Below are 14,164 nucleotides of genomic sequence, written 5' to 3' on the forward strand. Positions count from 1 at the left end.
TAATTTAAACGCTAAGTCACTATCGCTTTGTTTTAAATATCAAATCAAATATAATAATTCCAGCCTGAGGCTTTAATTTCGTATTTTTGACTATCTCTATTGCAGAAAACAGCCCCTGTATTATTGCCTTTTTGTATTCTTCCTATTATGTATAATCCCGCCTCTTCAAGTTTAATTAGATCGTTTTTTTCAATATTCTTATCAAGCGTTCCAATTAACTGAAAATCTGCTCCAGCATTAAAAACTAGATCGAGAATCCCCAATGTTTCATGCTCAGCAATTTTCCAACTCAGTGGATGAATCTGTAATTTATCGAAATCCAATGTAATCTGCATATCGTTTATTTTCGCAATCTCATGTAAAGATTGATAAACGCCATCGGTATTGTCCATACAAGTTATTGAATATTTCGGTTTCATTTCAGACAACATTCGTGACAACTCACAACTGAGTAGGGGGTATTTGAATACCGATTTTAAGATTTCCTCCTCAGTTTCGTTAAACATAAATCCTTCTCCTTTGGTTTTTGTAAAATACTTAAATGAAGTCGGAGTTATTCCAATATGCTTTGTAGCAAAAACATAATCGTTATCTTGACTTCCAGAACGATAGATCAAATTAGGGATTTTGCCTTTTCCGATCGAAGTTGCTGCCAAATTCATTTCTACACTATCACTCAAGTCTCCACCCAAAATTAAACAATTATTATCTTCGCAGGCTTTCTTTGCACCCTCCATGATTTGAGTAAATTGACTTACTTTCATATCTTTGTTAAAAGCTAAGTTTAGCAGAATTCCATAAGGTTGCGATCCGCTGGCATAAATGTCACTGATGTTTAACGACGCTAAATAATATCCCAATTCATAATCATTAATTAGTCCCAACTCATAGCTTAAAAGATCAGCCGGTACACGATCAGTTGACATTGTAACGCAGTCACTTTCTCCGATAGGAATCACAGCGCAATCATCTCCGGCTAACGCATTCGCCTTCATAGGGTTTATCATAGGAATTATGATCTCTTCAATTAACCGCTTTTCTCCGTACTCTTTCAACATCAATTCGCTCATACAAAATTCCCTTCCTTAATAAAGTTCGCATCCAAATACGGAAGCCTGAAACACCAACGCAATTTCGAGTGTCCATGATATCGTTTGCATAAATTGAAATAGATTATGTAGTACAGAAAAATTTCAGCAAATGTTTATTTGGGAGGGACGTGATGTAATATTATTGCTTTCCTTAAACTGATCTACGGCGAGCAACTCTTCCTTTTGGATAACTTACGGTTATTCACTCGTTAGCTATGTTTTGCGTATATAAAATATATTCTGTGTTCAGCGTAAAAAAGGGATACTCTTTTGCCATGTTTTCGGAATTTCGGTTTTCCTTTTATACCATGTTCCACATTCGATGCAGATGCTAGCTTCTGAAACAAAGTTTACGAATCTTTACGATTCTGGGTTTTGTTCCAACTATTCGCTCCACAGCTTCGCAAAAATTAGCTCGGTGATCCTTGAACGAAAACTCTTATTTATTCGGCATCACATGAATTATTATACCTATTTTAACAGATAAAAACAACTTTGTAAATTATTTAAAAATTTACATTTAAAAAACTAAATACATATCACCAATATACATTTCCATTGGCACTAATCATGAAATTAGTAATCAATGATGCATAAATATCGAAAAGACTTTTAAACTAAATGAAGTATCTCAAATAATGAATAAACTTTCATAATTGTTAAGTTTTCAAATATTATTGATGATCTCAAAAATCTTACTTTTATTGTTTTTTTCTATTTCAACAACATTAATATTACTTTCCTGAGTTATAATAATTAAATCTTCATATTCTAACCAATTTGCATTTTCCACTTTTTTCAATACTGAACTAAAGGCTTCAGTATATATAAAAAATAATCTTTTTGATATTCTAAGCAATTCCTGAATGAAATCTTTTAAGATTTTCTCGCTAAATATTCTGAAATAATCACTAACTATAATCGCATCAAAGTATTCATCTAAAAATGGAGTATTAACACCAAGTAGATACACTATATTTTTATCCGGAAAACGAACCCCTAAATAATTGAAAGTATTCTTATTTTGAACAAATATGTCAGTTACAGTATTTAATTGATTAATAAATGCAAAGTTATCAATTCCAATTGTAGCAACCCTCGAAGAATTGCTAATTACTTGATTTATACACTCAAATAATTTTGTTTTATAACGCGGAATTATATGCTGTAAAACTAAATTATTATATTTACTCAGAGCCTGACTATAATAAGGGCCAGGGTAATATAAATACAATTCTGTATCAAAAGAATACTGTTTACGATGCAACATTAATTCATTCCTTGCATTACTAAGCGTTTTTTCATTTGAACTCTCTGATGAACTAAGATGAGGAATATGCAAACAAGTAGATGCCTGATCTGCAATAAATAAAGCCCCCTCTTTGAATAGTCGGTAACACATATCTGTATCTTCTGCTCCCCAACCTAGAAAAGCATCATCGAATCCGCCTATTTTCTTTAATAGATAATTAGAAGTAGTTAATGCTGCAGTCCAACCGATTGACCAAGGAGCAGATAAATTGCTTAATTCATTATTAGTCATTTCAAAAAGTCCAACTCTTCGATCTATCCATTCAGGGATGCCTGACAGGTCTTCTGTAACTTTTTTGAAATTTGTAGGTGAAACACAGTCTATAACTGAAACATCGTCTTTCTCAGGCTCAACATACATACCTAGTACAGAATGATAAACGACCAGTTTTTCACCTCTTTCTTTAGTTATAGAGTAAATATTTTCAACAAAATCGTTTGGAATTAATACTCCACAATCTAAAAATGTAATCCACAACCCCTGACTAGCTTCTATCCCTGCGTTTCTAGCTCTTGCTCTACCAGAAAGATCATCTCTCTCCCGAAAAATATATTTAATATGTGAAACCTTTTTTTTATACTTTTCAAAAACATCTTTTGTGTTATCAGATGAACCATCATCCACAATAATTACTTCAAAACTTACGTCTACATTTATAATTTGTTCAGTTATATATTTTAACGATTTCTCTAATAAACTTGATCTATTGTAAGTAGGTATAATTATAGATAAAAACAACTTTTTTCCTCCTAGTCGAATATTCGCCATATATCCTAAAACGAATGGCTTCATTTGCTAATGATGTACTCGTTGATGAGGTTTCTCAGTCATGTATAAACCCTCAACTCTATGTCTTTACAAGCAAATCACTGATGTATTTAAAACGGATGCCTTTTATCACTATAACTCGTTGTTATAGGACGAAATGAAACTTTATAGAACAACAAAAGAGAGCTCCTCAGGTGTATATCAGGTTCAGGTTTATCAGACAGACAAGGTGACCTTCTCCGAAGAAAAAGTTATCCTCAGCATAAGAGGAAGAAAACTTGCTTAGATAACCCTCTCAGCAATAAAAATTATTAATTTCATGTATAAACCAAATAACATCAATTTCAGACGCTCTCTTAAAAAGCCCCATATATCCCCATTTCTATTTAATAGGTTTTGGAGTTTACTTAATTCATCTTTATCCAATCAATGTATACACCTTTACTAAATTTGATACATAGATTAGTAGACTTTCTATCTTTGATTAAGCAACTTATATCCAAATTAACACTATGCCATTCTCCAATTTTTATAACTTCCTTCCTATCTAATAACGCTCCTTGAACTCCTCCTTCTCTAACTTCTATTGCTAGATCTTTAAGATATGAGTTTACGTACAATTCCAAAGAGGTACCCTCATCTAACGTCACATCATTAAATAATAACCAAGATTGTTCACTTTCAGTATAGACTACTTGCTCTCCGCTACTAGACTTGGATAACAATACATTGAAAGCGTAGTCATAGTTTTCAGCTTTTGTTTTAGTTTTCAAAGATCTGGACGGTTTATCGTTGCCCATGATCTTTATATCTTGCTCTAAACGAATATCCTCTGAAGAAGATCCTATCGAAAATGTGTACACTGCTTCTTCAACGCTATATCTCTGTTCTCTAACATTCCAATACGCAAGTTTAGAAATCGGGATGGAGAATTCGATCTTCCTATTTTCACTTGGATTAAGATTAACTTTCTCAAATGCCATTAACTCTTTCAATGGTCTTTTCAACTTGTTAGAATTGCAACGTACATATACCTGAACCACTTCATCACTTACTTTAAGACCAGTATTGGTAATATCGAAACAGACGACCACATTTACATCATCAGTATTTTTTACTGTTAGATCGGAATACGTAAATTTAGTGTACGTTAATCCATGCCCAAATGGATATAATACTTGGTTCTTGTAATAGAGGTATGTTCGTCCTCCATTTATTATATCGTAATCGAATATATCAGTTAGACCTTCAAGATTACGATACCAAGTCATCGATAGCCTACCAGCAGGACTATAATCTCCAAAGAGCACCTCTGCTAGTGCATTTCCAAGTTCTTGGCTACCATGCGAAGTATATAAAATTGACGGCACTAAGTTATCAACTTCAGTAATAGTAAATGGGTAGCTCCCAACTATACAAACAACAACATTTTTATTAATATTATACATATTTTTTATTAGGTTTAGTTGAGATTCTGGAAGTTCTAATCCAGGGCGATCTTCATCTTCCTTGCCATTTATCAGAGGGTTATTACCAACAATCACAATTACAGTATCTGATTGATTGGCTACTCTCATCGCTTCATTTTCGCCATTAACAATTACCTCTAATTCAAAAACTTCATTCAAATCATTACTTTCCTCATGTGATTCTTTACATTTAACCTTATCGTCTATAACGGATAGAGATTTGTTATTCCAGGTTTTTATGCTGACACCATTTTGTAAATCAATAGTACTAAATACTTCTCTGACAAACCATCCAAATGCCTCTTCTGCAGTAGCCGATATTTCCTTTTGGAAGGTAACATATTTATCATTCAGCACAGATTTAATTGTCTTCTTATTCCATCCCCAGTCACAATATTCGAAAATTTCATTGTCGGTAATTTGTTCACCACTTACCGTTATCTCACCTGTGGTTTGGTTTACGGACAAGTACTTTCCAGTTTTCTTTGATTTTATTGCTATATAATCATTTCCATTATGAAAATTCACATCGATTGCTGAGCCAGCTCTATTAATTATTCCTTGCAATGGGGTTACTTTATAAGAAAAATCACCGCTATACCAATCTCTATATAAAACATTGGACAATGGTCCTACCACTGCTACACTTTTAAGCAGATTTGTATTGAGCGGAAGGGAGTTAATGGTGTTTTTTAGCAAAACAATGGACTCTCTAGCTGCTTCTAATGATAATAAATTGTTTTCTTCACAACAAAGATATTCTTCTGGAATACTGGAATATGGATTTAAGTGATCTGGATCAAATTCACCTAACTGAATTCTTCCTCTAAATACATTTTTTATCGCTCTATCAAGATCTGATTCCTCAAGTAAGTTTAGTTGTAATGCTTCTTTAATTGAAGTTACTACTAATTCAGCTTCATCATTAATACTATCTACTCCACTTTTAATAACTAGTGATACAGCTTCTGCATATGAAGAACAATATTTATGTGAATCAACTAGCATTTTCATATCACCTGCATCACTCACAATATACCCTTCTAGTCCCCAAGATTGCTTTATAATATCCTTCATTTCCGGATCTATTATACAAGGCAATCCATTTACACTGTTATAGGCAGGCATTATTGAAAAAGCTCCATAATTCTTTATGACTTCCTTGAAAGGCTTGATATAATATTCATATTTATTTCTATTATCAATGTTTGATGAGGATACTAATCTATTCTTTTCATTATTATTCCCCATATAGTGCTTTAAAGTCGATAAAGCTCTTTTATAAAATTGATGATTTCCCTGCATACCTTCTACAAACGAACGGGCAAGCATTGAAGTAAGTAAAGGATCCTCACCATATCCTTCTTCTGTTCTACCCCAACGAGGATCCCTTAGTAGATCTACCGTTGGCGCCCACAATGTAAGCCCTTTCTTTTTATTTAATTTTTGATAATAAACCCTGGCTTCTTTCCCAATAGTCTCTCCTATTCTGTTCATCAACTTAGTGTTCCATGTAGAAGATAAACCAATCGGTTGCGGGAAACTAGTTGCCTTACCAAGCCATGCTAAGCCATGAGCTGCTTCTCCACCTATAACATATTCGTTAATGCCTAGTCTCTCAATACCTCGCTGGTTTGTTGGCATCAGATATATTTTTTCTTCAAGTGTTAATCTCTTAATTAGGTCGTCTAATCTTTCTTCGATGTTTTTAAAATGGTTATTAAATATACTCATCTTGTTTTCTCCTTCTCTCAGTGACCTGAACTTTCATATCTCTTAATGGCTATCCCAAACAATCTAAGCATACAATAGACACTATATGCGATTATCAGAGGATACATTGATAAAAATATTAACGATCCTTCTTTTTGTAATAATATTACGGTAGGAACATAGCTTATAAAGGCATACGGAACTACTACTATAAGAGCTTGCAATGGAAGGCTATATATACTCATAGGGTATTTAGAAAATTCTGAAAGACTATAGTTAGCTATCATCAAAGGATTTCCATTTTTAGTCCAAAAAGAGATAGTCGCAACACAATAATTTATTGATACACGAATGATAACTCCAAGAATTATGAATACTATAACCAGCAATATATTCAAAGTACTCAACAGATCTAAATGAATCATAGAATAACTCAAAAGTACTAATCCTATTATGCTATTACCAATTCCTTGAGATCCAAATCCAAGAGTTGCTATTTGAATCATAGGAGAGACTGGCCTCAGTAGAATTCTATCAAACTCACCAGAGTTGACAACTGATGTGAGAGACCATAATCCATCAAAGAAAATTGACACCAATCCCTCAATTACATAAACAATGGAATATATCAGAAGAATCTCTTGAAGATTCCACCCATCAATACTAGGAATTCTATTGAAGATGGTTAATATAAAAATAACACCTAAGGATTGAGTTAAGCTTCCACTTAAAATTAATAAAATGAAATCGGCACGAAATCTTACTAAAACCCTAAGATTAGCATAGAGCAAAATAAAGTAAATTTTTAGATTCCTTTTCATTGACCTTTGCTAACCTCCATGTATAGTTAATTTTTTCATTCCAAAATGATAAATAAATTTCACAGCAATGCAAAAGAACAATATCCAAAAAAATTGATTCATTATAAGACTTATCATAGTTGTATAATCGTTTCCTCCTAAGAATATACTTATCGGTGTATGTATAATTGTTTGAAAAGGTAAAATTTCACAAATGTTTTTCAGCCACTGAGGAAAAAACTCGAGGGGAACAAGCGCCCCTGAGAACAAATTAACTATTGCAATTCTTGTCCACATTACTCCTTGAACATTATGAGTCCAAAACGACATTAACGAGGATGTATAAACAACTAAATATTTTATAAGAAGGGCATTGATAAAACTGAAGAAAAAGAATAACATATTAAAATTAAAGTTGAGGTAACCATTACCTAGAAATAATAGAATAATAAAACCAATCACTAGATTAATAACAGTTGTAAAAGCAATGGTGGTCCCAATCTCAGTCATAGTGTTTTTGTTGTGACTCATAGGGCGAATGAGTGTTATAGCAATCGAACCGTCTATAATTCTTTTAGCGCATCTATATTCAGAGTTAGAATCAGTATTAATAATAAAAACTAGAACCAGATAGGTTATCATGTCACTCCACGTATATCCAGCAATTACCGATTGTCCTGCATATATCGTTCCCCACAAATTCAACATTAAGATTAATGAAATAATACTAATAAATATATCAATTAAGGTAGTTACCGGATAAGCTATCTTTACTTGTAGAGTACATTTCGCAACTGACAAATATTTTTTCAATTGTCTTCCTCTTTCCCAAGATTAAGTGTGCCCTCATAAACTTGTTTCAATATATGTTCAATTCCTGTTTGCTCAGTTTGCATATCAATTATGTCTACAACACGCATAGTTCCATCAAGTACTTCCTTCATTGATATTTTAGTAGAATCGAAAGAAATGGAAAATTCTCTATCTGAAGTTCCCTCTATACTTATATTTGAACCGTTAATCTGATTGTACAGTTTACTAATATCAACAAAATCCTCTGTTCTGACATGAATTTTTCTAAATCGGCCGTAGGTATCTAATATATAGTCTACTCTTCCGTCATAAAACACCTTTCCTGAATCAATCAAAATTAGCCTCTCACAAATCTCTTCTATATCTCCAATATCATGTGTGGTAAGTAAGATCGTAGTTTTATATTCCTTATTGATAAATTTCAAAAAAGCTCGTATTTTTTCTTTAGCAACAATATCTAGTCCTATGGTCGGTTCATCAAGATATAAAATTTTAGGGTTATGTAATAAAGCTGCTGCTATATCAGCTTTCATTCTTTGACCTAAAGATATTTTTCTAGCAGAAAGATGTGAAAATTCACCTAAATTAAGTATTTCATTAAACACTCTCAAATTTTCTTTGTAAGTTTTGTCATCAATCTCATATATATCTCTTATCAAATTAAACGACTCAGATATTGGTAGATCCCACCACAATTGAGTCCTTTGACCAAATACTACTCCAATTTGTTTCTTGTACTCTAATTTTTGTGTTTTCAAGTCAATGTTGTTAATGGAGATTTTACCTTCACTAGGTTGCAAAATACCTGTTAGCATCTTAATAGTCGTAGATTTTCCTGCACCATTTTTACCTAAATAAGCAACGCTTTCTCCCTCTAGAATTTCAAAATTTATATCATCCACTGCATTTTTATAAACATGTTTCGGTGCAAAAAAATGCTTTATACTTCCCCTTAAACCAGTTTCTTTTATAGGTTGTTTATAAATTTTTTTTAAATTTTCAACTTTAATCATGTTTAATTAGCCCCTTCATGTTTTATAGATAAAATCCAAGTTATACATAATGAATTTATTAATCACTATGCATAAAGCCCTTTTGGTTAAATCCAGCCATCATATTAGAGGCTAATATACGGCTTTTAGAGGTAAAAGCAAAAGTCGTGAGAACTTTTTTCAAAAAAATATTAAAAATGAAAAAACATAATTACATTGATGTATCTAATTTTCGTTGTTATTCGCATATCTTAGAACTTTATTTTTCATTCTAGCTTACACCTAGAACATTTGTCGTATTTTTCTTTATTTCAATATATCGTGATGAGGGGTGCATAGAGCCGCAGATCATCTTTGACATTTACTTTGAAGACTAAACAGGTTACTATAACTATCGCACGCTTGCTTCATATGCATATGGATATAAAATTCAGATAATCGTCGTCATCCCGAATAGATCATTAAACATCTCATTGAAATGTAGGTTGTTCCATTCAAATCCCTCCTGGTAAGCGGTTACTATTGTCCTCGAGGATTATTAGGTATAATCCTTGTGCCTTGACGTTTTGAGCAGATTCATACACCTTCATAAGGTCATAATCTGAATCCAACTCAAAGAATGCAATACTTGTCCAAGTTATACTTTTCTCTTTAGGTATAGGCATCCTTCAAGTTTGCCGGTGTGACACCATTGCTAACGTAAGCTCGACTTAATATCCAAACTAGGCAACAATTTCATTACCGAAGAGTCAAAATTTTCAATTATTTGGTATTTCTAGTTTACTCACTCTTTCGTTTGACAAAAACACAGCCAGTTTGACGAATGAAGAAATTCTTCAAACTCTCGTGCTGGTAACGAAACCGAAAATTAAATGCATCGAAATAGAGGTTCGTTTTTTTTCCAAAGAAACCAGGCATACTTAAAGATACATAGCGACTTTCTATCATTTTCAAACTTGTAAGTAAACTTTAAATGCGAGTTAAATCAAAGCTTTTCTAATTTTAATTGAACTATATTTAGAAGTTCTTCCTCAAATTTATTGGATACTTGTTCAGTACTAAAACGTTCTACTGATTGTGAGCAAATTTCAGATTCTGGTAATTTTAAAGATTTATTGATGATACCGTCCAAAATATCGACAAGCGCTTCTTCATCTCCTGACGGAAATAGCCATCCATTTTCACCATTTCTCACAATGTCTGTTGGGCCGGATGGACAATCACTTGAAACAACCGTTATTCCTCTAGAAAGAGCTTCTGCTAAAACAAGACCAAAGCCTTCGTAGTTTGAAGCAAGCAATAAAACATCTACTTCTCGTATACATGACCATGGGTCATCCTTCCAACCTAACCAACTAATTTTGTCATTTATTTCTTTTTGTTCAGCTAATTCAATTAAATCCGGATAATTTTTCCCCTCACCAATAATTGTCAAATGCCAATCCCCTTGGATTTGTGACAAAGCATTGATTATTAAATCTACTCTCTTCTGATAATTATACAATCTACCAACATACAGTAATTCGATCCTCCCGGAACTTGATCTAGGTATTAATTGATCTCCTAAAACAACGGGATTGTATATTAATTTACTTGGTATTTGAGGAGTGAATTTCTCTAAATCCTTAAGTAAACCACTGCTAATACAAAGGTGACCATCAGCGTAAGAAACCATTTCCCACTTTCTTATATTTGTTAGATTGAAATGAAGCCAAGTGACTACACTACAATATATATCTAGAATTTTTACTGCTTCACTCGCTATTTTAGTTGAGAAAGGAGAAAGTGTAACAATAGCATCAGGGAACGGTTCCTTTTTAATAATATTCACACATTCTAACAATTGAGTCGAAAACTTATCTTCCTCATCTTGAAACTTAGTTTCAACACTAAACATATGTTCCACTGGTAGAAACCTTTCCCAATAAGGATCATCAGATTTTTCAGTTAATATAAGCTTTAATTCATGCCCACGTTTCAATAGTGATGTAGCAATCAAATTAATCACTGTTTCCATACCGCCACGTCCGCCAAGTTTATAATCGACAAAAAAATATAATCTCACTCATTCACCTTACCTTTCTAATTTCACTGCAAAACTTAGAGCACAGACCAAGCTAGGAACGAAAACGTTTTACAATGTGACATATTAAATATCTTCATCCCTTTATCCTCCATAAAAAGAGCCTTACAATTCCAAAACAGATAGAACCCTTTTACTTGCAAACTCTTCATTATTTGATAGTAAAATCAGTGTAAATTACTTAAATAATGATGAATACGAACAAAGAGCGCTTTCATTTATATCGTTAAAATACTTAATAATATTCTCTTTGTAAAGGTCATCATAACCTGCCGGAATTTCGGAGGTCTGTAATGAAGCCTAAGCATACTTTTTTAATATGTATTAATTCCACTTGTATTATTTATTAGATACTTCTCAATCTTGGAACTTCACATCCAATATTACCCATTATAAGCCATTTTGTTCAATAAAACAACATTATATGCAAGAATAGTACTAGATGAATTAAGTAATTGAAGAAGCACTACCACAAATGATAATTGTAGCCTTCATTTGAATCTGTTCTCTACAAATGAACCAACGCATTTGTTGCACTGGATAGAAGGAATAGAAACAATATGAAGCTAGCAAGTACTTGTTTATTCATTCTATATTTCTAATCCTATTTTCCTACGCATCATAACATACAATATATTACAAATAAATATACTACTTCTACTAATGAAAAATGCTTCTCTCACTTGAACTACTATACGATACTTGGAGTGTTCAGAAGGCCTTTTCCTCTAGTCGTTTGATTTTTTTGGAAAGACCGTAATATAAAATTAGATAGAGCAGGGAGATTGTAAAATTTAATGAATTTTCGGCACGAGACTTACCTTATTGGTGTCTATAACCTTTCCACTTATTGTTAACTCCGATAAAAATATAGCCCCTGTTCATACACTGCCGTTACCTTCAATGGAGATCTTGGCTATAGTCACATCGTCAACAATAAACTTTAGTTCGTATTCATAAGTAAAGTCTTTAACCCTGGAGTTATCTTGTTCTCTTTTTATATTCTAGCCCTAAAACAGATCATACGTTAACTGCTGCCTAGCTTTCACATCTTTATCTTTTGCAGACCGAAAAAGTGACTTAACTGATTTTACGAGTTCACCTTTGACATTAACATTTCCGATGTGCTTTATGTTGATCGTGACATCTTCGTTTATTTCCGTACTTTGGTTGTCCACTTTTGCAATAGAATTGTCATTTGACTCAACCATTTCTTTTAATGGCTGGGATGAATCATTCTCTCACAATGACTTGTTTGGTACAGTGGAGGGAATGGTTTCTTTGCTTCCTGTTTCATTAGAACAAGTAGATAAAATCAGGCAAACATCATCCATTTATAGTAAATATTTTCTCATACAGGCTCACATCTCCTCTCCCTTATATTGTAGACGTCAGGCGAAACACTAAAAGTTAATATTGAGATAAATACACTATTTCCTTATTGGATGTTAATTCAGCTCGTAAAAAATCTGGATCAAGTCTGTAGACAGATTTTTTTTCACAATGGTAAATAAAAAAACGAGACCCTCCGCCTAAAATGCACCCTATAAGATAGACGCTTTAAAAAAGGTCATCTTGTAGGGTCTTTTTGTGTACAATGAATAAAAAAACGAGAGGTGGTCAAAAAAACACTTTACAACTCAAGAGCAAGATCAGTTAAGAAGAAATCCCTATGTGAAAAATGTCAGCGCTAAAGCTATTACGTACACAGATGCATTCAAAGAACGATTTATCCAAGAATACAGTCAGGGTACGCTTCCCCGTGAGATTTTTCAGGAAGCGGGCTTTCCCATTGACGTTTTGGGTGCAACCCGGATTCGAAAGGCTTCCTATCGATGGCGTACGTCTTTTCAAGAACAAGGACCTGCTGCATTAACAGACGGTAGAAAACACGCCTCAGGCCGTCCTCTGATTCGTGAATTAAGTCTTGAAGAAAACTATGCCCGAATCAGCTTTTCATGAGGGATGTTGTCAAAGTATCCTTGAATATCGATATCTACCACCCGGTCTGCAATGACGGGGATGCCGAGGGACGAATCTTCACATCCGGTTTCGGAATCTCTTTCCGTCCTGCAGGCTGGGGGGCGATAGGTTCCGGTTATCAGCTTGTTTCCCAGTTCCTCCAGAAAGCGCTCGGCACCACACTCCTGAACGATGGTGTCTAATGTCACTCCATCGACACCCCCACTCGCCTTAACCTGTTTCCATGCTCCCCAGAGAACATCTTCTCGGTAAACCTTTTCATATAATGCATGAAACCGGCACCTTGGATGCTCCTTGGCCGCCAGATATAGTACGTTTTGAAGTTGTCGATCTTTTACTTTGGCTTACCCAGACCGGACTTTCACCGGCTAGTTGTGTCTAGCTTGGCTAGGCACTAGAGTAAAAGGCTGGGCAAAACCCAGCCCCTCCTCATCAAACCGTACGTGAGGTTTTCCCTCATACGGCTTTCCGATGTTCATCTTTCATGGGCATGCAGCATATTTGCTTTGGCCTCATGACTTAGTTTCCCCTATAAGAGTTGTTGAGTGTTTTCTAGCGTGTCGTTAGCCATTTTGGCATTCACGAACTCGTACCTCTTGGTGAAACGTGAACAAAGTAGGGCTCCTTACCTCCCGCAGGTTGTGTTGTCCTGCGTTCCCAGGTAGTATGAGCCCCTCGGACTCCCTTCCTGCTGGTCACTCACTTCACCTTCTGGCTTATAGAGTACCACTTTACGGATTCCTAAAAAAAAATCCGTGCAGGGGAGGGTCTCCCCAGTTCACTGCATCCTCTTTCAGACCATGCCGCTCCCCTTACGCCGGAGGATTCTTCGCTGTCGCTCCAAGTTCAAAACAGCTTCCCTGGCCTTCGTCCATCTACACGAGACTCGGCTTCCTCTTTTCCCTCTTGCAAGGCCTTTTGACGACGCGGCAGGATTCACTTGATGTTACGGCCTGGACTGTCGCTCGCCCTGTCTCTGACAGGTACTTTCGTCGATACGCTTTTACGCACAGATTTCTCCATACGCAAGTATCCTAGCTACACGGGGCTTGGCCTCTCCCGCGACCGGATTTTCACCGGCTAGAAGATGCGTGCTTAGCTGGGCACGCTAACGATGAAAAAAAGGCATCCGCAGATGCC

General features: G+C 34.6%; 8 protein-coding genes and 1 pseudogene. 2 read left to right on the plus strand and 7 right to left on the minus strand.

The features are described from left to right. Nucleotides 1-44: 44 nt before the first annotated feature. The 7 genes from MKY66_RS22475 to MKY66_RS22505 form a co-directional block, all read right to left on the minus strand. Nucleotides 45-1,070 carry a thiamine-phosphate kinase gene (locus MKY66_RS22475; protein ID WP_076216323.1) on the minus strand — a complete coding sequence of 342 codons (1,026 nt, stop codon included), beginning with the start codon at nt 1,068-1,070 and terminating at the stop codon, nt 45-47. Nucleotides 1,071-1,758: 688 nt separating this feature from the next. Further along, complete coding sequence (locus MKY66_RS22480; protein ID WP_339806003.1) at nt 1,759-3,141, minus strand: glycosyltransferase; 1,383 nt, start codon at nt 3,139-3,141, stop codon at nt 1,759-1,761. A gap of 437 nt (nt 3,142-3,578) precedes the next feature. Continuing rightward, a complete protein-coding gene (locus MKY66_RS22485; protein ID WP_076217255.1) occupies nt 3,579-6,374 on the minus strand; it encodes a glycoside hydrolase family 3 protein in 2,796 nt (931 codons plus the stop codon). Between the two features lie 17 nt (nt 6,375-6,391). Further along, on the minus strand, nt 6,392-7,174 hold the full coding sequence (locus tag MKY66_RS22490) for an ABC-2 family transporter protein (protein WP_076217256.1): 783 nt from the start codon (nt 7,172-7,174) through the stop codon (nt 6,392-6,394). 9 nt (nt 7,175-7,183) lie between these two features. Next, the gene (locus MKY66_RS22495) at nt 7,184-7,966 is read right to left on the minus strand and encodes an ABC-2 family transporter protein (RefSeq protein ID WP_076217257.1); all 783 of its coding nucleotides are present in this window, start codon (nt 7,964-7,966) and stop codon (nt 7,184-7,186) included. Continuing rightward, nucleotides 7,963-8,979 (minus strand): ATP-binding cassette domain-containing protein, encoded by a 1,017-nt coding sequence (locus tag MKY66_RS22500; protein WP_076217258.1) that lies wholly within the window; start codon nt 8,977-8,979, stop codon nt 7,963-7,965. Before MKY66_RS22500 ends, MKY66_RS22495 begins: the two co-directional genes overlap by 4 nt. A 964-nt stretch (nt 8,980-9,943) precedes the next feature. Then, nucleotides 9,944-11,023, minus strand: a complete 1,080-nt coding sequence (locus MKY66_RS22505; protein WP_143760419.1) for a glycosyltransferase — start codon at nt 11,021-11,023, stop codon at nt 9,944-9,946. A gap of 1,653 nt (nt 11,024-12,676) precedes the next feature. On the opposite strand from MKY66_RS22505, the pseudogene MKY66_RS22510 reads away from it, so the two are divergent. Next, nucleotides 12,677-13,003, plus strand: a pseudogene (locus tag MKY66_RS22510) (HTH domain-containing protein); the annotation flags it as partial. Beyond that, entirely contained in the window at nt 13,000-13,206 is a 207-nt protein-coding gene (locus MKY66_RS22515) for a hypothetical protein (protein ID WP_339806009.1), read from the plus strand. The pseudogene MKY66_RS22510 and the gene MKY66_RS22515, both read left to right, overlap by 4 nt. The last annotated feature ends 958 nt before the right edge of the window (nt 13,207-14,164 follow it).

This window comes from Paenibacillus sp. FSL R5-0766 (assembly GCF_037971845.1).
Classification (GTDB): Bacteria; Bacillota; Bacilli; order Paenibacillales; family Paenibacillaceae; genus Paenibacillus.

Excerpts from the sequence above, each read along its gene's own strand:
- MKY66_RS22475 (WP_076216323.1), bottom strand. The coding sequence starts at position 1,070 with ATGAGCGAATTGATGTTGAAAGAGTACGGAGAAAAGCGGTTAATTGAA.
- MKY66_RS22485 (WP_076217255.1), bottom strand. The coding sequence starts at position 6,374 with ATGAGTATATTTAATAACCATTTTAAAAACATCGAAGAAAGATTAGAC.
- MKY66_RS22490 (WP_076217256.1), bottom strand. The coding sequence starts at position 7,174 with ATGAAAAGGAATCTAAAAATTTACTTTATTTTGCTCTATGCTAATCTT.
- MKY66_RS22500 (WP_076217258.1), bottom strand. The coding sequence starts at position 8,979 with ATGATTAAAGTTGAAAATTTAAAAAAAATTTATAAACAACCTATAAAA.
- MKY66_RS22515 (WP_339806009.1), top strand. The coding sequence starts at position 13,000 with ATGAGGGATGTTGTCAAAGTATCCTTGAATATCGATATCTACCACCCG.